The sequence below is a fragment of the Halomonas rhizosphaerae genome (assembly GCF_030010555.1).
Classification (GTDB): domain Bacteria; phylum Pseudomonadota; class Gammaproteobacteria; order Pseudomonadales; family Halomonadaceae; genus Halomonas; species Halomonas rhizosphaerae.
Genome location: NZ_JASCQP010000021.1, coordinates 124,156 through 145,644, shown reverse-complemented (window position 1 = coordinate 145,644; position 21,489 = coordinate 124,156). Strand labels below are relative to the sequence as shown.

21 protein-coding genes are annotated in these 21,489 nt (G+C 69.6%); 19 read left to right on the top strand and 2 right to left on the bottom strand.

Features of this window, described 5'->3' with window-relative positions; translation table 11 throughout:
- Positions 1-13 precede the first annotated feature (13 nt).
- From QLQ83_RS07425 to QLQ83_RS07385, 9 genes are all read left to right on the top strand, one after another.
- Positions 14-433, top strand: coding sequence for a protein tyrosine phosphatase family protein (locus QLQ83_RS07425; RefSeq protein WP_282734876.1), 420 nt, complete (start codon positions 14-16; stop codon positions 431-433).
- 45 nt (positions 434-478) lie between these two features.
- Positions 479-1,732, top strand: a complete 1,254-nt coding sequence (locus QLQ83_RS07420) for an NAD(P)/FAD-dependent oxidoreductase (protein WP_282734875.1) — start codon at positions 479-481, stop codon at positions 1,730-1,732.
- Positions 1,733-1,762: 30 nt separating this feature from the next.
- Positions 1,763-3,526: a SulP family inorganic anion transporter gene (locus QLQ83_RS07415; RefSeq protein ID WP_282734874.1), complete on the top strand. Its 1,764-nt coding sequence runs from the start codon at positions 1,763-1,765 to the stop codon at positions 3,524-3,526.
- A gap of 148 nt (positions 3,527-3,674) precedes the next feature.
- The gene (locus tag QLQ83_RS07410) at positions 3,675-4,136 is read left to right on the top strand and encodes a YeeE/YedE family protein (RefSeq protein WP_282734873.1); all 462 of its coding nucleotides are present in this window, start codon (positions 3,675-3,677) and stop codon (positions 4,134-4,136) included.
- Positions 4,133-4,561, top strand: a complete 429-nt coding sequence (locus QLQ83_RS07405) for a DUF6691 family protein (protein ID WP_282734872.1) — start codon at positions 4,133-4,135, stop codon at positions 4,559-4,561. Before QLQ83_RS07410 ends, QLQ83_RS07405 begins: the two co-directional genes overlap by 4 nt.
- 186 nt (positions 4,562-4,747) lie before the next feature.
- A complete protein-coding gene (locus QLQ83_RS07400; RefSeq protein ID WP_282734871.1) occupies positions 4,748-5,449 on the top strand; it encodes a response regulator in 702 nt (233 codons plus the stop codon).
- Positions 5,446-6,840 carry an ATP-binding protein gene (locus tag QLQ83_RS07395; RefSeq protein WP_282734870.1) on the top strand — a complete coding sequence of 465 codons (1,395 nt, stop codon included), beginning with the start codon at positions 5,446-5,448 and terminating at the stop codon, positions 6,838-6,840. Before QLQ83_RS07400 ends, QLQ83_RS07395 begins: the two co-directional genes overlap by 4 nt.
- The gene (locus QLQ83_RS07390) at positions 6,837-7,490 is read left to right on the top strand and encodes a c-type cytochrome (RefSeq protein WP_282734869.1); all 654 of its coding nucleotides are present in this window, start codon (positions 6,837-6,839) and stop codon (positions 7,488-7,490) included. Before QLQ83_RS07395 ends, QLQ83_RS07390 begins: the two co-directional genes overlap by 4 nt.
- A gap of 13 nt (positions 7,491-7,503) precedes the next feature.
- Positions 7,504-8,520 carry a c-type cytochrome gene (locus tag QLQ83_RS07385; protein WP_282734868.1) on the top strand — a complete coding sequence of 339 codons (1,017 nt, stop codon included), beginning with the start codon at positions 7,504-7,506 and terminating at the stop codon, positions 8,518-8,520.
- A gap of 84 nt (positions 8,521-8,604) precedes the next feature.
- Here the strand turns inward: QLQ83_RS07385 and dsbG are convergent, their stop codons facing one another.
- Entirely contained in the window at positions 8,605-9,369 is a 765-nt protein-coding gene (dsbG, locus tag QLQ83_RS07380) for a thiol:disulfide interchange protein DsbG (protein WP_282734867.1), read from the bottom strand.
- A 220-nt stretch (positions 9,370-9,589) separates the two neighbouring features.
- On the opposite strand from dsbG, the gene QLQ83_RS07375 reads away from it, so the two are divergent.
- Entirely contained in the window at positions 9,590-10,051 is a 462-nt protein-coding gene (locus QLQ83_RS07375) for a copper chaperone PCu(A)C (protein ID WP_282734866.1), read from the top strand.
- On the opposite strand, the gene QLQ83_RS07370 is transcribed toward QLQ83_RS07375, so the two are convergent.
- On the bottom strand, positions 10,052-11,857 hold the full coding sequence (locus QLQ83_RS07370) for a sugar phosphorylase (RefSeq protein WP_282734865.1): 1,806 nt from the start codon (positions 11,855-11,857) through the stop codon (positions 10,052-10,054).
- Between the two features lie 230 nt (positions 11,858-12,087).
- Between QLQ83_RS07370 and nrdR the strand changes: the two genes are divergently transcribed.
- The 9 genes from nrdR (at position 12,088) to lon (ending at position 21,459) form a co-directional block, all read left to right on the top strand.
- The gene (nrdR, locus tag QLQ83_RS07365) at positions 12,088-12,573 is read left to right on the top strand and encodes a transcriptional regulator NrdR (protein WP_282734864.1); all 486 of its coding nucleotides are present in this window, start codon (positions 12,088-12,090) and stop codon (positions 12,571-12,573) included.
- A complete protein-coding gene (gene ribD, locus QLQ83_RS07360; protein ID WP_282734863.1) occupies positions 12,573-13,721 on the top strand; it encodes a bifunctional diaminohydroxyphosphoribosylaminopyrimidine deaminase/5-amino-6-(5-phosphoribosylamino)uracil reductase RibD in 1,149 nt (382 codons plus the stop codon). The genes nrdR and ribD overlap by 1 nt, the downstream gene beginning before the upstream one ends.
- Positions 13,722-13,931: 210 nt before the next feature.
- Positions 13,932-15,095, top strand: coding sequence for a bifunctional 3,4-dihydroxy-2-butanone-4-phosphate synthase/GTP cyclohydrolase II (gene ribBA, locus QLQ83_RS07355; protein WP_282734862.1), 1,164 nt, complete (start codon positions 13,932-13,934; stop codon positions 15,093-15,095).
- A gap of 86 nt (positions 15,096-15,181) precedes the next feature.
- Positions 15,182-15,682, top strand: coding sequence for a 6,7-dimethyl-8-ribityllumazine synthase (ribH, locus tag QLQ83_RS07350; protein WP_282734861.1), 501 nt, complete (start codon positions 15,182-15,184; stop codon positions 15,680-15,682).
- Entirely contained in the window at positions 15,679-16,182 is a 504-nt protein-coding gene (gene nusB / locus QLQ83_RS07345; protein WP_250060219.1) for a transcription antitermination factor NusB, read from the top strand. The genes ribH and nusB overlap by 4 nt, the downstream gene beginning before the upstream one ends.
- A 13-nt stretch (positions 16,183-16,195) precedes the next feature.
- Positions 16,196-17,155 carry a thiamine-phosphate kinase gene (thiL, locus tag QLQ83_RS07340; RefSeq protein WP_282734860.1) on the top strand — a complete coding sequence of 320 codons (960 nt, stop codon included), beginning with the start codon at positions 16,196-16,198 and terminating at the stop codon, positions 17,153-17,155.
- Entirely contained in the window at positions 17,152-17,625 is a 474-nt protein-coding gene (locus tag QLQ83_RS07335) for a phosphatidylglycerophosphatase A family protein (protein WP_106229826.1), read from the top strand. The genes thiL and QLQ83_RS07335 overlap by 4 nt, the downstream gene beginning before the upstream one ends.
- 78 nt (positions 17,626-17,703) lie before the next feature.
- A complete protein-coding gene (locus QLQ83_RS07330; RefSeq protein ID WP_282734859.1) occupies positions 17,704-18,951 on the top strand; it encodes a DUF945 family protein in 1,248 nt (415 codons plus the stop codon).
- A gap of 78 nt (positions 18,952-19,029) precedes the next feature.
- Complete coding sequence (gene lon / locus QLQ83_RS07325) at positions 19,030-21,459, top strand: endopeptidase La (RefSeq protein ID WP_282734858.1); 2,430 nt, start codon at positions 19,030-19,032, stop codon at positions 21,457-21,459.
- Positions 21,460-21,489: the final 30 nt, after the last annotated feature.

Here is a 21,489-nt window from a genome sequence, read left to right as displayed (position 1 = left end):
GGAGTCAGTCGATATGCAGATTCATCAGCTCGAACCCGGCTTCGCCGTCACCGATGCCGTGATGCCCGACGATCTCGACGAGGTCGCCCGTCGCGGCTTCCGCTCGGTGATCTGCAACCGCCGCCCCGGCGAGGCCGAGGACCACCCCGACGACCGCGCCTTGAGTGCCCGGGCCGCCGAACTGGGCCTCGAATGGCGCTGCATCCCGGTGACCCCGGGCGAATACTCGGAGGCCGACATCGAGGCCTTCGGCCAGGCCCTGGACGGGCTGCCCACCCCCATCCTCGCCTTCTGCAGGACCGGCAAGCGGGCCGTGCACCTCTGGGCCCACGCCCGCTCCCGTGAAGCCGGCTGCGATATCCCGGCGCTGCTGGCCGCTGCCCACGATGCCGGCCATGACCCCCAGCCGATCCGCGAGATGCTCAAGACCTGACAGGCGACCCTTACGACAACGATAACGACGCCCAGGAGCCATGCCATGCACCACCCGACCCCCGAGAGTTCATCCCGCCATCATGATGTCGTCGTCATCGGTGGCGGCGCGGCGGGCATCGCGGTCACCGCGAGCCTGCTGAAGCGCCGCGGCGACCTGGATATCGCCATCGTCGACCCTGCCGAGATGCACAGCTACCAGCCCGGCTGGACCCTGGTGGGCGGCGGGGTCTTCTCGTCCGCCATCACCCGCCGTCCCATGGCCGATGTCATTCCCGAGAGGGCCAGCTGGTATGCGGTCGGCGCCGAGCGCGTCGACCCGCAGACCGGCGAGGTGGTCTTGGGCGATGGCCGCCGCCTCGGCTATTCCCGGCTCGTGGTGGCGCCGGGGCTGGTCATCGACTGGGGCGCGATCGAGGGGCTGGAGCAGACGCTGGGCCGAAACGGCGTGACCTCCAACTACCGTTTCGAGCTCGCGCCCTACACCTGGTCGCTGGTGCAGTCGCTGGAGAAGGGCAAGGCGCTGTTCACTCAGCCGCCCATGCCGATCAAGTGCGCCGGTGCCCCGCAGAAGGCCATGTACCTCTCTTGCGACCACTGGCGCCGCCGGGGGCGCCTGGCCGAGATCGAGGTGAGCTTCTGCAACGCCGGTGAGGCGCTGTTCGGCGTGGCGGACTATGTGCCGGCCCTCGAGGGCTACATCGAGCGCTACGGCATCGAGAAGGCCTTCGGGCAGCGCCTGGTGGCCGTGGACGGACCATCGCGCACGGCACGCTTCGCCATGCCCGGCGAGGACGGGGAACGCACGGTGGAACGCTCCTTCGATATGCTGCATGTGGTGCCGCCCCAGAAGGCTCCGGCCTTCATCGCGGCATCCCAGCTGGGCAACGAGGACGGCTGGCTGGACCTGGACCCCGAGACGCTGCAGCACGTCCGTTACCCGGCGGTGTTCGGCCTGGGCGACGCCAGCGGCACGTCCAACGCCAAGACCGCAGCGGCGGTGCGCAAGCAGGCGCCGGTGGTGGCCGAGAACCTGCTGGCTTCCCTGGACGAGGCGCCGTTGCCGGCCGCGTATCTGGGCTACGGCTCCTGCCCGCTGACCGTGGAGCGGGGGCGCATCGTGCTGGCCGAGTTCGGCTATGGCGGCGCCCTGCAGCCGACCTTCCCGAGCTGGATAAATGAGGGCACCCGGGCGACTCGCCGGGCCTGGTGGCTCAAGGCCAAGCAGCTGCCCTGGCTCTACTGGAACGGCATGCTCAAGGGGCACGAGTGGCTCGCCCGGCCGGCGAGACGTCACTGAGCAGGATGTCCCCGAGATGACGAGACGTTCATGATCCCTTCACGCTGGATACCCCTGATCGGCTGGCTGCACGGCTATCGGCGCGATGTGCTGGCGCGTGACCTGGTGGCGGCGGTGATCGTCACCCTGATGCTGGTGCCCCAGGCGCTGGCGTATGCCCTGCTGGCCGGCCTGCCGCCGGAAGTGGGGCTCTACGCCAGCATGCTGCCGCTGGTGCTCTATGCCGTCTTCGGCACCAGTGCCACCCTGGCGGTGGGGCCGGTGGCGGTGGCCTCGCTGATGACCGCCTCGGCTCTTTCCGGCATCGCCACCCCCGGTAGCGAGGAGTACGTCGGGGCGGCCCTGGTGCTGGCCGCCCTCTCCGGCCTGGTGCTGCTCGCCATGGGCCTGCTGCGCCTGGGGTTCCTGGCCAACTTCCTGAGTCACCCGGTGATCTCGGGCTTCGTCACCGCCTCGGGCATCCTGATCGCCGCCAGCCAGCTGCGTCACGTGCTGGGTGTGGAGGCGTCCGGCCATAACCTGGTGGAGATGGGCTCGGCACTGGTCGCGGGGCTGGAGGACACCAACGTCATCACCCTGGCGATCGGTCTCGGTGTCTGGGGTTACCTGCTGCTGTGCCGGCGCCATCTCAAGGGTGGCCTGAAGCGCCTGGGGCTGTCGGCGACGGTCGCGGACCTGCTGACCAAGGCCGCACCGGTCTCGGCGGTGATCGTCACCACCCTGCTGGCCTGGGGGCTGGGACTCGGGGCGCAGGGCGTGGCCCTGGTCGGCGACGTGCCCAGCGGCCTGCCGACCCTGGCCCTGCCGAGCCTGGACCCCGAGCTGTGGTCGAGCCTGCTACCGGCGGCGGTGCTGATCAGTCTGGTGGGCTTCGTGGAGTCGGTCTCGGTGGCCCAGACCCTGGCCGCCAAGCGGCGCCAGCGGATCGATCCCAATCAGGAGCTGATCGCCATGGGGCTGGCCAATATCGGGGCGGGGACGAGCGGCGGCTCGCCGGTGTCCGGGGGGTTCTCCCGCTCGGTGGTCAACTTCGAGGCCGGTGCCGCCACGCCGCTTGCCGGCGCCTTCACCGCCGTGGGCATCGCCGTGGCGACCCTGGCCCTGACCACGCCCCTGGCGTTTCTGCCCAAGGCGACGCTTGCCGCCACGATCATCGTCGCGGTGGGCACCTTGATCGATCTGCCCGCCATCCGGCGCACCTGGGCCTATTCCCGGGCCGATGGCGTGGCCATGCTGGCCACCCTGGTGCTGACCCTGGCCCATGGCGTGGAGAGCGGCATCCTGGTCGGCGTGGTACTGTCGCTCGGCCTCCACCTGTATCGCACCAGTCGCCCGCACAGTGCCGTGGTGGGACGCGTCCCCGGCAGCGAGCACTTTCGCAACGTGCGCCGCCACTCGGTGGAAACCGACGACCGGCTGGCGATCCTGCGGGTCGACGAGAGCCTCTACTTCGCCAACGCCCGCTACCTGGAGGACACCGTGATGGAGCTGGCCGCCCGCCAGCCGGGCCTGGAGCATATCGTGCTGGCCTGCCAGGCGGTCAACGTCATCGACGCCTCGGCGCTGGAGAGCCTGGAGGCGATCAATGCGCGGCTCAAGGACTCCGCCGTCACCCTGCACCTGGCAGAGGTCAAGGGGCCGGTGATGGACCGGCTGCAACATACGGAATTCTGCCATGAGCTGACCGGCAAGGTCTTCCTGAGCACCTATGACGCCTGGCAGGCATTGCACGACCGTGTCGGCGCGGTCTCGGACCGGGTCTGCGGCGAGGCCGGGCTGGCCGCCAGCAAGTAGGGCCGGTGTGTTCATCGCCCCGTTCCTGCCGACAATGGGCGTGCCACCATGAGGAGGCGTGCGGGGCGTATCGCCACGCCTGCCCGCATCGGCGTCGGCAACTGACCCTGCCGGACGACCGACACCCTGACACCAGAGGAGATTTCACGTGGATTGGACGGCAAGCCTTCAGGGGCTGATCGGCGGTGTGCTGATCGGCCTCTCGGCCACCTGGCTGATGGCGACCCTGGGCCGCATCGCCGGCATCAGCGGGATCATCGGCACCCTGGTCACCACCCGACCCAGGGGGGACAGCGCCTGGCGCCTGGCCTTCGTGCTGGGTCTGGTCAGCGGCCCCGTGGTGCTGCTGCTCGTCGGGGGCGGGCTCGGCAACGTGGCCGGCGCCCCGGGCGAGGTGATCGGCGAGCCCGCGGGGGGGATTCCGCTGATGCTGCTGGCCGGCCTGCTGGTGGGCCTGGGCACGGGCCTGGGCAGCGGCTGCACCAGCGGCCACGGTGTCTGCGGCCTCGCCCGGCTCTCGGTGCGCTCGCTGGTGGCCACCATTACCTTCGTGGTGGCGGCGATCGTCACCGTCTTCGTGGTCCGGCACGTGATCGGAGGTGGCGCATGAAGAGCGAGACCCTGAAGACGCTCATGGGCTATATCGCGGGGCTGATCTTCGGCCTCGGCCTGGCCATTTCCGGCATGACGGACCCGGCGCGGGTGCTCGGCTTCCTGGATGTCGCCGGTGCCTGGGACCCGACGCTGATGTTCGTGCTGGGCGGTGCCGTGATCACCAACTTCATCGGCTACCGGCTGGTGCTGCGTCGCCCCAACCCGGTGTTTGGCGAACGCTTCCAGTTGCCCACCCGTCAGGACCTGGACGGCCGCCTGATCGGCGGTGCCGCGCTGTTCGGCATCGGCTGGGGACTCTCCGGCTACTGCCCGGGTCCGGCCTTCGCCTCCATCGCCGGGCTCACCGGCCCGCTTCTCGCCATGCTGGTGGCCATGGTGGTCGGCTGGTTCCTGGCCCGAGCGATTCCTGCCAGGGGATGACCCTGCCTGAACACCGGATAGCGTCCCCCGTCGGCCCTGCCGGCGGGGGACGTTTCTGCGACCCTGCTTTTGCGATTCTGGGCTTGCGACCAATGGACCAGTTCGAATCGTTCTAGCCTTATGACGGCTTAACGTCGTCTTAATGGCCGGGTGACACGATGTCGCATATCACGAGGATTCCCTGTCATGCACGTACTGCTCATCGAGGATGATGCCCTGGTGGCGTCGGGCATCAAGGCCGGACTCGCCGTCTATGACTTCGTCGTCGACCATGTGACCACCATGGGCGAGGCGCGCTCGGCCATGGACGCGGTGTCGAGCGATGTGGTCATCCTCGATCGGGGCCTGCCCGACGGCGACGGCATGCTGCTTCTCGAGGAGTGGCGCCGGACCGGGGTCGACACCCCGGTATTGATCCTCACCGCCCGCGACGCGGTGAGCGATCGCATCGAGGGGCTGCACGTGGGCGCCGACGATTACCTGGTGAAGCCCTTCGACCTGGACGAGCTGCTGGCTCGGCTGCAGGCCCTGCTGCGCCGGGCCGCCGGCCGCTCCCGGGCCCTGATCGAGCATGGCCCGCTGTGCCTGGACCCGGTGTCTCGCGAGGTCAGCGTGGCCGGGCGGCCGGTGAACCTCTCGCGCCGCGAACTGGTGCTGCTGGAGGCCTTCCTCCAGGCGCCGCGCAGCGTGCTGACCGCCGGGCAGCTCAAGGACAGTCTCTATGGCTTGAACGAGGAAGTGGAGAGCAACGCGCTCAACGTCCACATCCACCACCTGCGCCGCAAGCTCGGCAGCCGGGTGATCGAGACGGTGCGCGGCCTGGGCTACCGGCTGGGCAAGCCCTCCGCGGTGGAGCTGCCCCGCCGCCCCGGGGTCGGTCGGGCATGAGCCTGCGCACGCGCCTGGTGTTGACGCTGGGGCTGACCCTGCTGCTGCTCTGGGGCCTGGCTGCCGCCTGGCTGATGCGCGACCTGCACCAGCAGGTGGAGAAGACCCTGGACCAGCGGCTCGCCCAGTCGGCCCGCATGGTGGCCGGGCTGATGGCCCAGCTGCCGCTGGACGTCTGGGAACAGGCCGACCAGCGCGCGCTCTCGATCCCGCCCATCGAGGGGCTGGCCTGCCAGGTGCATTCGCCCCGCGGCGAGATCATGGCGCGCACCCATACCGACATGGAGGACATCCTGCAGGCCCGCGAGCCGGGCCATGCCTATCGCGAGGAGGGCGGCGTGACCTGGCGGGTGTTCACCTACGAGCGTGGCGGGTTGACCATCACCACCGCCGACCGCATGGACGAGCGCGACCTGCTGATGCGCAACGTGCTGCAGGTGGCGGTGGTGCCCTTCGTGGTGGCGCTTTCCGGCAGCCTGCTGGCGCTGTGGTTCGGTGTGGTGAGGGGGCTGCGGCCGCTGGGTCGGCTGCGCGATGCCCTGGCGCGCCGCCACCCGGATGCCCTGGCGCCGGTGGCGACCCATGGGGTGCCGGTGGAGATCCGCCCGCTGGTGGAGACGCTCAACGGCCTGCTGGCCCGCATCCAGCAGACCATCGTGCGCGAGCAGCGCTTTACCAACGACGCCGCCCACGAGCTGCGCACGCCGCTGACGGCCATCAAGACCCACCTGCAGGTGGCCAGTCGGGTCGAAGGCGAGGCGGCACGCCAGTCCCTGGACCATGCCGAGGAGGGCGTGGCGCGACTGTCGCGGACCCTGGACCAGCTGCTGATGCTGGCGCGGGTGGAAGGGCGGCTACACTTCGAGGACGGCGAGGCCAGTCGCGCCGCCGACGTGGTGGAGCTGGCGCTGCGCGACGCCTCGGCCAGCGACCGGCAACGCTTCGCGATGCCCGAGGCCTGGCCCGCGGTCGAGCTGGCGGTGCCGCGGGAGCTGGTGATCACCGCGCTGCGCAACCTGGTGGACAACGCCCTGCGCCATGGCCCGGGGGAGAGTCCCGTGGAGATCTCGGCCCGCACCGCCCCGGATGGCCAGGCCGTGACCTTCGGGGTCAGGGACCATGGCCCCGGGGTCGACGATGCCCAGCTCGAGCAGCTCCCGCGTCGCTTCTGGCGGGCCAGTCGCCGGCAGGGCTGTGGCCTGGGGCTGGCCATCGTGGCCGCCATCGCCGAGCGCTTCGGCGGAGGGCTGGCATTTTCCCGCCCCGAGGGGGGTGGGCTGGAGGCCCGGCTGACGCTGCCGCTGATGCCGAGGTCGACGGGACCGGCACGCCCGGCCCGGGAAGGAACCCCGCAAGGGATCAATGACAACGACGAGGGTGACCCGAAATGACGAGCATGAGGATCGCGAGCGGGCTCGGCCTGCTGCTGGGCCTTGGCCTGGCCGCCGGTCAGGCCCAGGCCCAGGAGGGCGATGCCGAGCGCGGCCAGCAGGCGGCCGGAGCCTGCGTGGCTTGCCACCAGGCCGACGGCAGCGGAATGAGCGTGTCGGGGGGAGAGTCCTGGCCGCGGCTGGCCGGGCTGCCGGCGGAGTACATCGCCAAGCAGCTGCATGATTTCAAGGAGGGGCGTCGCGAGAATACCACCATGATGCCCTTCGCCAACATGCTCGATGACCAGCAGGTCGTCGACGTGGCGGCCTACTACAGCGAGATGCCGGTCACCGAGGCCCAGGGGGGCGAGGATGCCGACGAGGATCTGCTGGCCCGCGGCGAGCAACTGGCCCTGCGTGGCGACTGGGATGAGTACATCGTCTCCTGCAAGAGCTGCCATGGTCCGGGTAACGAAGGGGCCGGTGGCACCTTTCCCGGCATTGCCAGCCAGCATGCCGGCTACATCGAGGCCCAGCTGCGTGCCTGGCAGGCCGGCGAGCGGGGCAATGACCCCCAGAACCTGATGGGCGCGATCGCCGAGCGCATGAGCGACGAGGACATCCGTGCCGTCTCGGTCTGGCTGGCAAATCAGTCCGTGGCGTCCGAATAAGGGGGAGCAGAACATGACACTTCGCAGGACAACCCTGGCCGTGGCCAGTGCGACCCTGGCCGCCGGCATCAGCATGGCCGCCTGGGCAGAGTACGAGAAACTCGTCGAGCTGGGCTATCCAGCCCCCAAGGAAGACGAACTGGTGCATGTGCCGCCGACCATGGCGGACCTCGAGGAGGCCGACATCCACCCCGAACTGAAGAAGGTCATCCGCCGTGGCTATGACCTCTTCACCAATACCCAGCAACTGCGAGGCGAGAATGTCTTCAACGACATGAACTGCTCCAGCTGCCACCTGGGTGAGGGCCGCCAGCCCTTCAGTGCCCCGGTCTGGCCGGCGGCGGTGACCCTGCCGGACTTCCGTGGCAAGAACCAGCATGTCAACAACCTCGAAGAGCGTATTGCTGGCTGCTTCGCCTACTCCATGAACGGCACGCCGCCGGAGTACGGCAGCGACGACATGCTGGCCCTCTCCGCCTACCACCAGTGGCTGGCCACGGGGGCGCCCATGTATCCGGACCAGCCCATCTACGGCCGCGGCTTCCCGGCGCCGGATCGTCCCGAGGAACTGAGCTACGAGAACGGCGAGGCGCTCTATGTGGAGAACTGCGCGGTCTGCCACGGCGAGGATGGCTCAGGCCTCTATCAGGAGGGCGAGTACGTCTTCCCCGCCCCCTGGGGTGACGGTTCCAACAACTGGGGCGCCGGCATCGTGCGCACCCACACCGCGGCCGGGTTCATCAAGAACAACATGCCGCTGGGCCAGCCGCTCTCGCTCTCCGACCAGGAGGCCTGGGACATCGCCTACTACATGACCCAGCAGGAGCGCCCCCAGGATCCGCGCTACACCGGCAGCGTGGACGAGGTGCTGGAGAAGTTCGGCCCCACCTTCCACAAGAACTCCAGCTATGGCCAGGAGCGTGAGGTGGACGGCCACCGCCTCGCCGATCACGCCAACTGGGGCGAGAAGGGCGAGGAGGTCAAGCCCTGGAACGTCGGACAGCCGCGCTTCGAGGACCTGGAGGACTGAGGAAGCTCTTCGCCACAAGCGAAGCGGGCCCCGCTGCCATCGGCAGCGGGGCCCGCTTGTGTCCTGGTGGCGCGTCGCGCCGCCTCAGGGGCGCGGTGAGCCCATCATCGCCTCGAGGCGCGCTTCTTCGGGAGCCCCCTCGACCTTCTCCAGGCGGCCCTCGTCGTTGCGGTAGTAGGTGGTGGGGGTGGCCATCAGCCCCAGGCCCTCGAACAGCTGGTTGTTGGCATAGACCTGCTCCTCGATCTCGCGGGACTGGGCAGAGGCGGCGATCCCGCTGTCACTCTCCTGGTGTGCCTGCAGCGCCGCGGCGGGATCCTCGGCGCCGAGCAGGGCGGCCGCCTTGGCCGGGCTGTCGCTCTTCAGGATGCCGACCATGATGTGGCGCAGCTGTACCTCGCCGGCCTCGACCCAGGGGCGGCTCTGGTCGTGGAAGCGCGCGCAGTAGGGGCAGTTGGGGTCGGTGAAGGTGTAGATCACGCGCTCTGCCTGCGACTCGCCGTCCTGGATCCAGTGGCTCTCCTCGAGCTGCTGCCACACCTCGGCCTCCTGGCCGCTGCGCACGTGCTCGTCCAGGGGCGCCGCGGAGAGGTCGTTGCCCTCGGCATCGAGCAGGGTGCCGACCACGGCATGATCGCCATCCGACGTGAGATAGACGGCCATCTCGCGCCCGCGGTGGCTGGCGGCGTAGCCGCTGAGGCCACCCGGGGCCGCGAATTCACCGTGGATCTCCAGGCCCTGGTCCACCAGGGCCTGGACCGGGGCCGGCCAGTGCTCGTCGGCGGCGAGCGTCGAGGTCAGCGAGAGCGTGACCAGGCCGGCCAGGAGGGAGAGGGGAAAGGTTCGCATCGCGATGTCCTGTTATGAAGAGATGTCATGAAGGGGTGTCGGAAAGGGGGTGTCGTGGGGACCCGCGAGGGGCCCGAGAGTTCCCATCCTGCCACGCGCCCATTAGCCGTGGATTAATTCCTGCACCCGCCGGCGGGACGCGATGTCGCAGCCCGCTCCCCGTCAACGGCGAGGCAGGGTAATCTCGACGCGTTCCCTTGAGCCCATGGAGTCGACCGAGATGCGCATCACTGCCCTGCCGCTGGTCCTGTTCTCGCTGTTCAGCGCCACTGCCCTGGCCCAGTCCCTGACCGTCGAGGAGGCCCAGGTGCGGGCGGTGCCGCCGGGGTCGCCCACCACCGCCGCCTTCATGGAGCTGACCAACCCGGGCGAGACGGACCTGGCGCTGGTCGGGGGCAGCTCGCCCCTGGCCGGGAGCCTGGAGCTTCACAACCACGTGATGGTGGAGGGCGTGATGCAGATGCGCCAGGTCGAGACGATCCCGGTCCCGGCCGGCGAGACCGTGCGGCTGGCGCCCGGCGGCTGGCACCTGATGCTCTTCGAGCTGGCGAGGACCCCGGTCGAGGGCGATAGCATCGAGCTCACCCTGACCCTCGACAACGGCGAGACCCTGACCGTCGAGGCCCCGGTGAGGCGGGTGCAGCCGATGGAGGAGGGCGATGGCGAGCACGCGGGCCACTGATCAGCCCGGGGCCAGCAGCCACAGGCTCCGGTAGGGGGCCAGGCTCGATTCCCGCGTCCAGGGGACATCCTCCAGCAGGTCGATCCAGCCGGGGGCGTCGAGCACGTCCAGGGCGAGCGGCTGGCGTCGGTCGGTAACGTTGTGGATCGCCAGCAGGCGCCGGCCATCGGGAAGGGGCCCTCGCTCCAGCACCAGCAGCGCCGGCGGGGCGGGGATCACCCGCTGGGGCGCGTCCGGATGGAAGCAGGGCTCCCGGCGCCTCACCGCCAGGCGACGCGTCAGGGCCAGGAAAACCTCGCGGGTCGACGTGTTGCGGCTATCGAGCAGCTCCTCGAGTTCGCGGCGTTGCCAGCGACGGCGGTTGATCGCCCGCAGGCGGCCGCTGCGCTCGACCCCTTCCAGGTCGTTGAGGGTGGCGGTCAGCGAGTGCACGTAGAGGGCGGGAATACCCTGCAGGGCCAGCATCAGGTGCTGGCTGCACAGGAAGCGCTCCACCTGCCAGGGGTCGGCCCCCCGGCGGGTCCCCTTCATGGCCTCGAACCAGGTGATGTTGATCTCGTACGGGATGTCCTGCCCCCGGGGATCGGCGCGCATGCTGACAAAGCCGCCGAAGCGATGCATCAGCTCCAGCAGGGCCTCGACCTCGTGGGCCGGCAGCCAGCCCTCAAGCGGGCGTACGCCGATGCCGTCGTGGCTGGCGGTGAAATTTACGTAGCTGCAGCCGGGCGGGAGCTCGGGCAGGCTCTCCAGCCAGCGGGCCAGGGTGGCCGCCTCGCCGCTGGTCAGGGTATGCAGCAGCAGCGGTGGCAGAGGGAACTGGTAGACCAGATGCGCCTCGTCGGGGACCGGGTCGTGCATTGCACCGGAAAGACGCTCGAGGCCCCCGTCTGGAAGACGGTCCAGACCGAAGTAGCTGAGGTTTTCCCGATGCGGCACGTTGGTCTCGGTCAGCAGCAGGGTGCCGGGCGCCATGTGGTCGACCACGGCCCGCAACAGGCGCACCACCTCATGGGTCTGGGGCAGGTGGATGCAGGGGGTGCCTGATTCCTTCCACAGGTAGGCGATGGCGTCCAGGCGGATCACTCGCGCACCCTGCTCCAGGTAGAAGAGCAGGATACCGATGAACTCCAGCAGCACGTCGGGGTTGGCGAAGTTCAGGTCGATCTGGTCCTCGGAGAAGGTCGCCCAGAGGTGTCGCGTGCCACGGCGGGTGGCGACCGGCACGAGCAGCGGGGAGCTGCGCGGCCGCACCACGTCGGAGAGGTCGGTGTCGGGATCCATCTCGATGAAGTAGTCGCGGCCCGGCAGGCTGCCGGAAAGGTAGTCGACGAACCAAAGCGACTCCCGGGAGACGTGGTTCAGCACCAGGTCGACGATCAGGTCCTTGCGCTCGGCCAGCCGGTGCAGGTGGTGCCAGTCGCCCAGCGCCGGGTCGACCTCCCGGTAGTGGATCACCGAGAAGCCGTCGTCGCTGCTCCAGGGAAAGAAGGGCAGCACATGCACGCCGCTGAAGCTGTCGGGCAGGCGTGCCTCGAGGAAGGCCTGCAGCACCGCCAGGGGCGGGGTGTCGCCGTCGAGCAGGCTGTCGCCGTAGGCGATCAGCCACTGGTCCCGCTCGCTCCATAAGGGGGCGGCGACTGGCGTCGTTGCGGAGGGCATGGCACCGCGATGGTGCGAGAGCAGCGTCAGCAGGCGTCGCAGTACCTCGTCCCGGCGCGGGCCGTAGAGCAGGTCGAGGTGCTCGCGGGCGCGTGCGCTGAAGGCGGCCTCGTTCAGGGGCGGGGCGAGGGAGCGGGGCAGGGGCATGGTGGCATCCGTTGGTCGGCCTGGGATGCCAGTGTCTTGCATGTCCCGTGCCACTGCAGGACGGCTGCCAGGTCGATTGCAGTTGACCATGGCGAGGCCTGCCGACGGTTCGGCACCGGGAAATGCGGCAATCCGCGATAGCCCCGGGGCGCTTGCCCCTTGGCTGGGCGCTCTCCTCGCGAACCGTTACAATGCAGCGACAGCCTTTCCATCGACCTCGGGTTATCCCTATGCATTGCCCCTTCTGTGGCGCCAACGACACGCGCGTGACCGATTCTCGCCTGGTGGCGGATGGCGACCAGGTACGGCGGCGGCGCCAGTGTGCGGCCTGCGGCGAGCGCTTCACCACCTACGAGACCGCCGAACTGGTGATGCCGCGAGTGATCAAGTCCGATGGCACGCGGGAGGTGTTCGACGAGGCCAAGCTGCGTGCCGGCATGCTGCGGGCGCTGGAGAAGCGTCCGGTCAGCGCCGAGTCCATCGAGGCGGCGGTGGAGCGCATTCGCCAGAACCTGCGCGCCCGTGGCGAGCGCGAGATCCACGCCCGGGACATCGGCGAGGAGGTCATGCAGGCCCTCAAGCGCCTCGACCAGGTGGCCTACATCCGCTTCGCCTCGGTCTATCGCAGCTTCCAGGACATCGACGAGTTCCGCGCCGAGATCGACCGCCTGGCCCAGGAGCCCGGCTTCCCTACGGACCCGTCGGGAGCGCCGTGATGGCGGAGCACGCCTTCCCCGAGGCCTGGATGGCGCGCGCCCTGACGCTGGCGCGTCGCGGGCGCTATACCACCGCCCCCAACCCCCGGGTGGGCTGCGTGCTGGTCAAGGATCACCGGGTGGTCGGCGAGGGCTGGCACCAGCGGGCCGGCGAGCCCCATGCCGAGATCCACGCCCTGCGGGCGGCGGGGAAGAAGGCGCGCGGCGCCACCGCCTACGTGACCCTGGAGCCCTGTTCCCACCACGGACGCACCGGCCCCTGCGCCCTGGCGCTGGCCGAGGCCGGCGTGACGCGGGTGGTGGTGGCCATGCAGGACCCCAACCCCCGGGTCGCCGGCCGGGGCATCGCCCGGCTGCGCGAGGCCGGCATCGAGGTGGCGGTGGGCATGCTCGAGGAAGAGGCCCTTGCGCTCAATCCCGGCTTCGTGATGCGCATGTCCCACGGCCGGCCCTTCGTGCGCCTGAAGATGGCCATGAGCCTCGATGGCCGCACGGCCATGCGCTCCGGCGAGTCGCAGTGGATCACCGGGCCCTACGCCCGCCGCGAGGTGCAGCGCCTGCGCGCTCGCTCCAGCGCCATCCTCACCGGGGTCGAATCGATCATCTTCGACAACGCCCGGCTCACCGTGCGCCCCGAGCAGCTCGAGCTGCCCGAAGGCGAGGCCCTCGCCGCCCGCCAGCCGCTGCGCGTGGTGGTGGACTCCCGGCTGCGCCTGCCCCTGGCCGCGGCCTGCCTGCGCGAACCCGGCCGCACCCTGGTGGCCACCCTGACCGACCACGAGCCCGAGCGGCGCGAGCGGCTGCAGGCCGCCGGTGCCGAGGTGGTGGCGATGCCCGCAGGCCCCGACGGCCGCGTCGACCTCGATGCCCTGCTGCGCCACCTGGCCGAGGCCGAGCAGGCCAACGAGGTGTTGCTGGAGACCGGGGCGACGCTGGCCGGTGCCATGCTCGAGGCCGGCCTGATCGACGAGATGCAGCTGTTCGTGGCGCCGACCCTGCTCGGCGGCGAGGCGCGTCCGCTCTTCGAACTGCCAGGCCTGACCCTGATGGCCCAGCAGAAGGGGCTGGAGATCCTCGACATCCGCGCCGTGGGCAGCGACTGGCGCATCACCGCCCGGCCCCGGCGGCGCATGGTGGCCGAAAGCTGAACGTGTCGGCATCATCCTGTTCGGCGCTAGGGCGCTAGGGCGCTAGGGCGCTAGGGCGCTAGGGCGCTAGGGCGCCCGACGACGCGGCTGTTTACTGGCGCCCGACGACGCGCCACGGTACCCTGACGCGGTTTCGAGGTGGCGACGCCCGATGGCGACCCGCTCGTCGTCGGATGACGACAGCCACCACGCTGAATCAATGGAGACTCCATGGTGCACGCCTCATCCGGGGGCCTGGCCCCCATCGAAGAACTGGTCGAGGACATCCGTCAGGGCCGAATGGTGATCCTGATGGATGACGAGGATCGCGAGAACGAAGGCGACATCATCATGGCCGCCGAGAAGGTCGAGGCCGAGCACATCAACTTCATGGCGCGCCACGCCAGGGGCCTGATCTGCCTGCCGATGACCCGCGAGCGCTGCGAGCGTCTCCAGCTGCCGCTGATGGTGCGCGACAATGGCTCCGGTTTCGGGACCAAGTTCACCCTCTCCATCGAGGCCGCCGAGGGCGTGACCACCGGCATCTCCGCCGCCGACCGGGCGCGCACCGTGCGCGCCGCGGTCGCCCGTGACGCGGTTGCCGACGACATCGTCCAGCCTGGCCACATCTTCCCGCTGATGGCCGAGCCAGGCGGCGTGCTGCGCCGCGCCGGACACACCGAGGCGGCCTGCGACCTCTCCGCCCTGGCCGGTCTCGACCCCAGCGGCGTGATCTGCGAGGTCATGAACGAGGACGGCAGCATGGCCCGCCGCGCGGAGCTCGAGCGCTTCGCCGTCGAGCATGGCCTGAAGATGGGCACCATCGCCGACCTGATCCACTACCGCATCCACAACGAGCAGACCGTGCAGCCGGTGGAGTCGACGCCGGTGCAGACCGCCTTCGGCGAACTCAACCTGCATGTCTTCCGCGACAGCATCCAGGGCGCCCATCACCTGGCCCTGGTCAAGGGCCATCCGCACCCCGAGGCGCTGACCACGGTGCGCGTGCACCTGGCCAACCCGATGCGTGACCTGCTCGCCCTGCAGAAGGGCGACACGCCGAGCTGGACCGCCCAGCAGGCAGTTGCCGAAGTGGCACGGGCCGAGCACGGGGTCTTCGTGCTGCTCGACGACGGACGCCCGCGCCAGGACCTCCATGACCTGCTCGAGGTGTTCCTGGAGCGCCGGCGGCCGCCCCGCACCAGCGACTCCGACGGCGCGGGCAACTACCTGACCATCGGCACCGGCTCGCAGATCCTTCGCCACCTGGGGGTGGGCCGGATGCGCCTGCTGAGCTCGCCCTGGAAGTTCTCGGCGCTCTCCGGCTTCGACCTCGAGGTAGTGGAGCGACTGGAACCCGGCGAGCAGGCGACCGGCGAGCCGGGCTCCGACTAGCGCCGCCGCCTTTCACATCTCGGCCTGGCCCCCCGGGGCCATGCCTTCCGGACCCTCAAGCACCGGATCTCTCAGGACACAGAACCATGCAACCGATTTCCCAAGTCGAAGGCAGCTTCGTCGACGTCGATGGCCGCTACGTGATCGTGGTCGGCCGCTTCAATCATCATGTGGTGGACAGCCTGGTCGAGGGCGCCGTGGACAGCCTGGTGCGCCATGGCGTCGACCCGCTGGGCATCGATATCGTCCACGTGCCCGGCGCCTGGGAGCTGCCGCTGGCCATCAAGCGCGTGCTGCAGGTGGCTCGCCCCGATGCGGTGATCGCCCTGGGGGCGGTGATCCGCGGCGGTACCCCGCACTTCGAGTACGTCGCCGGCGGCTGCAACACCGCCATGGGCAACCTGCAGCTGGAGTTCGACACCCCGGTGGCCAACGGCGTGCTGACCGTCGAGTCCATCGAGCAGGCCATCGAGCGCGCCGGCACCAAGGCCGGCAACAAGGGCGCCGAGGCGGCCATGGCGGCGATGGAGATGGTCTCGCTGCTGCGCTGCTTCGGCGACGATGCCGACGACGGGGGTGAGGCATGAGCGGCGAGCGCCCGCGGGCCCCATCGAAGGCCCAGCAGTCCCGCCATGCGGCCCGCGAACTGGCGGTGCAGGGCCTCTACCAGTGGCAGATGACCGGCAAGTCGATCAGCGCCGTGGAGGCCGAGTTCCGCAGCCAGGTGGCCGACGACGATCTCGAGGACCACGAGAACTGGCACAAGGTCATGGAGATCGCCGACCTGGCGCTCTTCCACGAACTGCTGCACAACGTGGCGGACCAGCGCCGCGAGCTCGACGCCGCCATCGCGCCGCTGCTCGACCGTCGCCTCGAGGATCTCGATCCCATCGAGCTGGCCATCCTGCGCCTGGGCGCCTACGAGCTCTCCCGTCGCCTCGAGGTGCCCTATCGCGCGGTGATCAACGAGGGGGTCGAGCTGGCCAAGTCCTTCGGGGCCACCGATGGGCACAAGTACGTCAACGGCATCCTCGACAAGCTTGCCGGGCGGCTGCGATCCGCCGAGGTCACCGCTCGCCGCCGCTGAAGGCCTGCCCCTGATGCACAGCGAATTCGAACTCATCACCCGCTTCTTCACCCCCGACCCGCCGGGGGCGGAGGCCGGTGTGACCCTGGGCGTGGGGGACGACTGCACGCTGCTGGCCCCGACGCCGGGGCAGCGGCTGGCGGTCAGCGTCGATACCTCGGTGGCCGGCATCCATTTTCCCGTGGATGCCCCGGCCGTGGCGGTTGGCCACCGGGCGCTGGCGGTCAGCCTCAGCGACCTCGCCGCCATGGGCGCCCGTGCCCGCTGGTGCCTGATGTCGCTGACCCTGCCGGCGGCCGATGACGATGCCTGGCTGGCGGATTTCGCCGGCGGCTTCCATGCCCTCTGCGACGCCACCGGCACGGCCCTGGTGGGCGGCGACGTGACCCGCGGGACGCTTTCCATCGGCGTGACGGTGATGGGCGAGGTGCCCGCCGAGCAGGCGTTGACCCGCAGCGGGGCCCGTCCGGGCGACCTGCTGGCGGTGACCGGTGCGCTGGGGGGCGGGGCCGGGGGGCTGGCCCTGTGGCGGCGTGGCGAGCGGGACACCGACCATCCGCTGCTCAGGCGCTACCTCCATCCGCTGCCTCGCCTCGAGGCGGGCCTGGCGCTGGGTGGCCTGGCCAGCGCCGCCATCGACATCTCCGACGGCCTGCTGGCCGACCTCGGGCATGTCCTCGAGGCCTCGGGCGTCGGGGCCGAGCTGATGCCCGACACGCTGCCCCTGGCCGAGGGCCTGGTGGCGGCGCTGGGCGAGGAGGGGGCCCGGCAGGCGGGGCTCCACGGCGGTGATGACTACGAGCTGCTGCTCGGCCTGCCCCCGGAACACCTCGACGAGGCCCGTGCCCGGCTGTCCGTCCTGGACCTGGCCCTCACGGTGATCGGCCGCGTCAGCGACGAACCCGGCCTGCAGGGCGTGACGGTTACCGGCGAGCGCGGCTGGCAGCACTTTGCGGGAGACGGTGCTCCATGAATCAGGCCCCCGCCAGCGTCTGGCGACGCCCCGTGCACTTCCTGGCCTTCGGGCTGGGCAGCGGCACCGTGCCCTTCGCGCCCGGCACCTTCGGCACACTGGCCGCGATTCCCTTCTACTGGTTGATGTCCGAGTTGCCGCTGGGCTGGTACCTGGGCCTGGTGGCGGTGACCTTCTTCTGGGGCATCTGGCTGTGCGACAAGACCTCCCACGATCTCGGGGTCCACGATCACTCGGGCATCGTCTGGGACGAGTTCGTCGGCTACTGGCTGACCATGGCGGCCGTGCCCTTCTCCTGGGAAGCCGCCCTCTGGGGGTTCGTGGTCTTCCGTATCTTCGATGTCTTCAAGCCCTGGCCGATCCGCTGGGCGGATCGGCGCGTTGCCGGCGGCTTCGGCATCATGATCGATGATGTCCTCGCGGCCGCCTATGCATGGAGTACCATGCACCTGTGGTTCTGGCTCCACTGATCCGGCATCACTGAAAGTTCTCCATCGTCTCGGCGACACAGGGATGGTCCGGACAAGGCGCGGGTAAGGAACGCCATGATGCGCAAGGAACGACTGATCGTCCCGCTGGTGGTGGGGCTGGCGCTGCTCTGGGGCATTGCCCAGTATCTCTCCGGTGTGTTCTTCGAACGCGAACTCGCCCGGGCCCTAGAGGACCTCGCCGCCCGGGGGGAGCTTGCGGTGAAGCGCAGCGACGTCGACCGGGGCTGGCTCGAGTCCCGCGGCACCATCCACCTGACCCCCCGCTTTGGCCAGGCCTGGCATCTCGAGTTGCCCTACGTGGCGCGTCACGGCGTGGCCAGCACGCGCATCGACGGCGAGCTGAGGCCGCATCTCGGGCCGGGCGACCGGCGCCTGTTCGGCGACGCCCTGCCCTCGACCCCGCCTACCTGGCAGGCTCGCTACCGCACCCTCGGCGCCACCCTGGAGGGGCGCCTCGAGCTGGCGCCCTTCATCGTCAGCCAGGGAGGGCGCGAACTCGACTTCCGCGGCGGGCGGATCACCTTCGGCGGGGTCTACGGCGACTGGCGGCTTCAGGCCAGGCTCGAGCCCTGGCGGCTCAGCGACGGCCCGGCCACCCTGGAAGCGGGGCCGACCACCCTGGAGAGCCGCTACGCCTATACCGAGGCCGCCTACCACTTCAGCCAGCAGGACCTGCTCAAGGTGGAGCGACTGGCCTGGCATCAGCCGGACCTCGAACTGGATGCCCATGGGCTGCTCCTGCACAGCCGCACGGTCCTCGACGAGCAGGAACTGCGCGTCGAGAGCGAGCTGACCCTGGACCGGCTGGTGACGGCCGAGCAGGTGCTGCTCTCCGGCCGCGTTGCCATGGAACTGTCGCGGATCAATGCCGACGCCCTGCGCAGCGTGCTGGCCGTGCTGCGCGACGAGGCGGCCCGAGGCGATGCCGCCCAGGGCGGCCGCGAGCTGCTCACGCGCCTGGAGCCACAGCTGCTGGCCATGCTCCAGGATTCGCCCCGGCTGGACATCCATGCCATCGCCCTCGACAGTCCGATGCTGGGGCTGGAGGCGCGTGGCGACGGGGCGCTGTTCTTCGATTCGCGCCAGTTCGCGGAGCTGAACCTGATCGCGCTCGGTGATCCCCACGAACAGGCCCGCTGGCGGGCGCGGCTCTACGGCGACCTCACCTGGCACCAGGTGCCCAAGGTGGTGGCCCTGTGGCTCGGCCTGCCGCTGGATACCCAGGACCTCGAGATCGACGTGGTACGTGGCCGGGTCCGGATCAACGGTCGCCCGCTGCCGCCGGTCCTCGAGCGGCTGCAGTGACTTGAAGTCGGGCGCCGGTGCCCGCATTCCTGAGGGCAGCCCCGGGAACCCATCCCGACGATCCAGGACGAGGAATACATGAGCGACGATCACGAAGCGCAGGATGGCCTGGACTGGATCCAGGCCAACGACGATTCCCTCTACGACGAGCGGCCGGGCGATGGCAGCTCCCATGCGGTGGTGCCCGCCAGCGACTCCCTGCCCGAGCGCATCTACCTGCTGCCGATCCACAACCGGCCCTTCTTTCCCGCCCAGGTCCAGCCGCTGGTGGTCAACCGCGAGCGCTGGGAAGAGACCATCCGCCGCGTCGGCAATACGCCGCACCACACCGTGGGCCTGGCCTTCGTCGGCGAGACCGGGGTCGAGGAGCTCGGCGACGAGGACTTTCCCGAGATCGGCACCGCCGTGAAGGTGCACAAGCTGCAGGGCGAGGAGCAGCAGATCCAGTTCATCGCCCAGGGTGTGCGCCGCTTTCGCATCCAGCGCTGGCTCTCCCGCAAGCCGCCCTACCTGGTGGAGGTGAGCTACCTCCGCGAGCCGGTGGATGCCGAGGATGACGAGACCCGCGCCTATGCCATGGCGCTGATCAATGGCATCAAGGAGCTGCTGCCGATCAACCCGCTCTACGGCGAGGAGCTCAAGCACTACCTGAACCGCTTCAGCCCCCACGAGCCGGGCCCGCTGACCGACTTCGCCGCGGCCATCACCTCGGCCAAGGGACACGAGCTGCAGGACGTGCTGGAGACCCTGCCGGTGATGGCCCGCATGCAGAAGGTACTGCCGCTGCTGCGCAAGGAAATCGAGGTCGCCCAGCTGCAGAGCGAGATCAGCGACCAGGTCAATGCCCAGATGCAGGAGCGCCAGCGGGAGTTCTTCCTGCGCGAGCAGCTCAAGGTGATCCAGCGCGAGTTGGGCATCTCCAAGGATGACCGCGAGAACGATGTCGACACCTTCCGTGCCCGCCTCGAGGGGCGCGTGGTGCCGGAACGGGTCATGGAGCGCATCGACGACGAGCTCGACAAGCTGTCGGTGCTGGAGACCGGTTCGCCGGAATACGGCACCACGCGCAACTACCTGGACTGGCTCACCGCCATGCCATGGGGGGTGCGCAGCCAGGACCAGCTCGACCTGGCCCATGCCCGATCGGTGCTCGACCGCGACCACGACGGCCTCAAGGACGTCAAGGAACGTATCGTCGAGTTCCTCGCCGAGGGCACCTTCAAGGGCGACGTGGGTGGCTCCATCCTGCTACTGGTCGGTCCCCCCGGAGTCGGCAAGACCTCAGTGGGACGCTCCATCGCCGATGCCCTGGGCCGCGAGTTCTATCGCTTCTCGGTAGGCGGCATGCGCGACGAGGCCGAGATCAAGGGGCATCGTCGCACCTACATCGGTGCCATGCCCGGCAAGCTCGCCCAGGCCCTCAAGGAGGTCGAGGTCGAGAACCCGGTGATCATGCTCGACGAGATCGACAAGATGGGGCAGTCCTTCCAGGGCGACCCGGCCTCGGCGCTGCTCGAGGTGCTCGACCCGGAGCAGAACGTCGACTTCCTCGACCACTATCTCGACGTGCGCCTGGACCTCTCCAAGGTGCTGTTCGTGTGCACCGCCAATACGCTGGACGCGATCCCCCCGGCGCTGCTGGATCGCATGGAGCAGATCCGCCTCTCCGGCTATATCGCCGAGGAGAAGGTGGCCATCGCCAGGCACCACCTGTGGCCCAAGCTGCTCAAGCGCAATCGCATGCCCAAGAAGCGCATCAACCTCACCGAGGCAGCGCTGCGCCAAGTGATCGAGGGCTACGCCCGCGAGGCCGGGGTGCGCCAGCTCGAGAAACAGCTGCACCGCATCGTGCGCAAGGCGGCCGTGAAGCTGCTGGAGAACGACCAGCAGTCGGTACGGGTCTCGGTGAACAATCTCGAGGAGTACCTGGGGCCGCCGATCTTCCGCAAGGAGCAGGTGATGAAGGGCGAGGGCGTGGTCACCGGCCTGGCCTGGACCGCCATGGGCGGCGCCACGCTTTCCGTCGAGGCCGGCAAGGTGCACGCCCTGGACCGCGGCTTCAAGCTCACCGGCCAGCTCGGCGACGTCATGAAGGAGTCGGCCAATATCGCCTACAGCTACGTGCTCGGCCATCTGGGCGAGTACGGCGCCGATGCGGACTTCTTCGACTCGGCCTTCGTCCACCTGCACGTGCCGGAAGGGGCCACGCCCAAGGATGGCCCCTCCGCCGGGGTCACCATGGCCACCGCGCTGCTGTCGCTGGCCCGGCACCGCTCCATCGACCGGCCGCTGGCGATGACCGGCGAACTGACCCTGACCGGCCAGGTGCTGCCGGTGGGTGGCATACGCGAGAAGGTGATCGCCGCCCGGCGCAGCGATATCTTCGAGCTGATCCTGCCCGAGGCCAACCGGCGTGACTACGACGAGCTGCCCGACTACCTCAAGGAGGGCATGACGGTGCATTTCGCCGGCCGCTACCGTGACGTGGCCAGGGTGGTGTTCGGTTGACCGGCTTGGCCGGGGCCGTAAGCTGGAAGC

Excerpts from the sequence above, each read along its gene's own strand:
- ribD (WP_282734863.1), top strand. The coding sequence starts at position 12,573 with ATGGCGGAGCACGCCTTCCCCGAGGCCTGGATGGCGCGCGCCCTGACG.
- ribH (WP_282734861.1), top strand. The coding sequence starts at position 15,182 with ATGCAACCGATTTCCCAAGTCGAAGGCAGCTTCGTCGACGTCGATGGC.
- ribBA (WP_282734862.1), top strand. The coding sequence starts at position 13,932 with ATGGTGCACGCCTCATCCGGGGGCCTGGCCCCCATCGAAGAACTGGTC.
- QLQ83_RS07425 (WP_282734876.1), top strand. The coding sequence starts at position 14 with ATGCAGATTCATCAGCTCGAACCCGGCTTCGCCGTCACCGATGCCGTG.
- QLQ83_RS07335 (WP_106229826.1), top strand. The coding sequence starts at position 17,152 with ATGAATCAGGCCCCCGCCAGCGTCTGGCGACGCCCCGTGCACTTCCTG.
- nrdR (WP_282734864.1), top strand. The coding sequence starts at position 12,088 with ATGCATTGCCCCTTCTGTGGCGCCAACGACACGCGCGTGACCGATTCT.
- QLQ83_RS07330 (WP_282734859.1), top strand. The coding sequence starts at position 17,704 with ATGCGCAAGGAACGACTGATCGTCCCGCTGGTGGTGGGGCTGGCGCTG.
- QLQ83_RS07385 (WP_282734868.1), top strand. The coding sequence starts at position 7,504 with ATGACACTTCGCAGGACAACCCTGGCCGTGGCCAGTGCGACCCTGGCC.
- QLQ83_RS07375 (WP_282734866.1), top strand. The coding sequence starts at position 9,590 with ATGCGCATCACTGCCCTGCCGCTGGTCCTGTTCTCGCTGTTCAGCGCC.
- nusB (WP_250060219.1), top strand. The coding sequence starts at position 15,679 with ATGAGCGGCGAGCGCCCGCGGGCCCCATCGAAGGCCCAGCAGTCCCGC.
- lon (WP_282734858.1), top strand. The coding sequence starts at position 19,030 with ATGAGCGACGATCACGAAGCGCAGGATGGCCTGGACTGGATCCAGGCC.
- QLQ83_RS07370 (WP_282734865.1), bottom strand. The coding sequence starts at position 11,857 with ATGCCCCTGCCCCGCTCCCTCGCCCCGCCCCTGAACGAGGCCGCCTTC.
- QLQ83_RS07390 (WP_282734869.1), top strand. The coding sequence starts at position 6,837 with ATGACGAGCATGAGGATCGCGAGCGGGCTCGGCCTGCTGCTGGGCCTT.
- QLQ83_RS07400 (WP_282734871.1), top strand. The coding sequence starts at position 4,748 with ATGCACGTACTGCTCATCGAGGATGATGCCCTGGTGGCGTCGGGCATC.
- dsbG (WP_282734867.1), bottom strand. The coding sequence starts at position 9,369 with ATGCGAACCTTTCCCCTCTCCCTCCTGGCCGGCCTGGTCACGCTCTCG.
- QLQ83_RS07395 (WP_282734870.1), top strand. The coding sequence starts at position 5,446 with ATGAGCCTGCGCACGCGCCTGGTGTTGACGCTGGGGCTGACCCTGCTG.
- QLQ83_RS07420 (WP_282734875.1), top strand. The coding sequence starts at position 479 with ATGCACCACCCGACCCCCGAGAGTTCATCCCGCCATCATGATGTCGTC.
- QLQ83_RS07405 (WP_282734872.1), top strand. The coding sequence starts at position 4,133 with ATGAAGAGCGAGACCCTGAAGACGCTCATGGGCTATATCGCGGGGCTG.
- thiL (WP_282734860.1), top strand. The coding sequence starts at position 16,196 with ATGCACAGCGAATTCGAACTCATCACCCGCTTCTTCACCCCCGACCCG.
- QLQ83_RS07415 (WP_282734874.1), top strand. The coding sequence starts at position 1,763 with ATGATCCCTTCACGCTGGATACCCCTGATCGGCTGGCTGCACGGCTAT.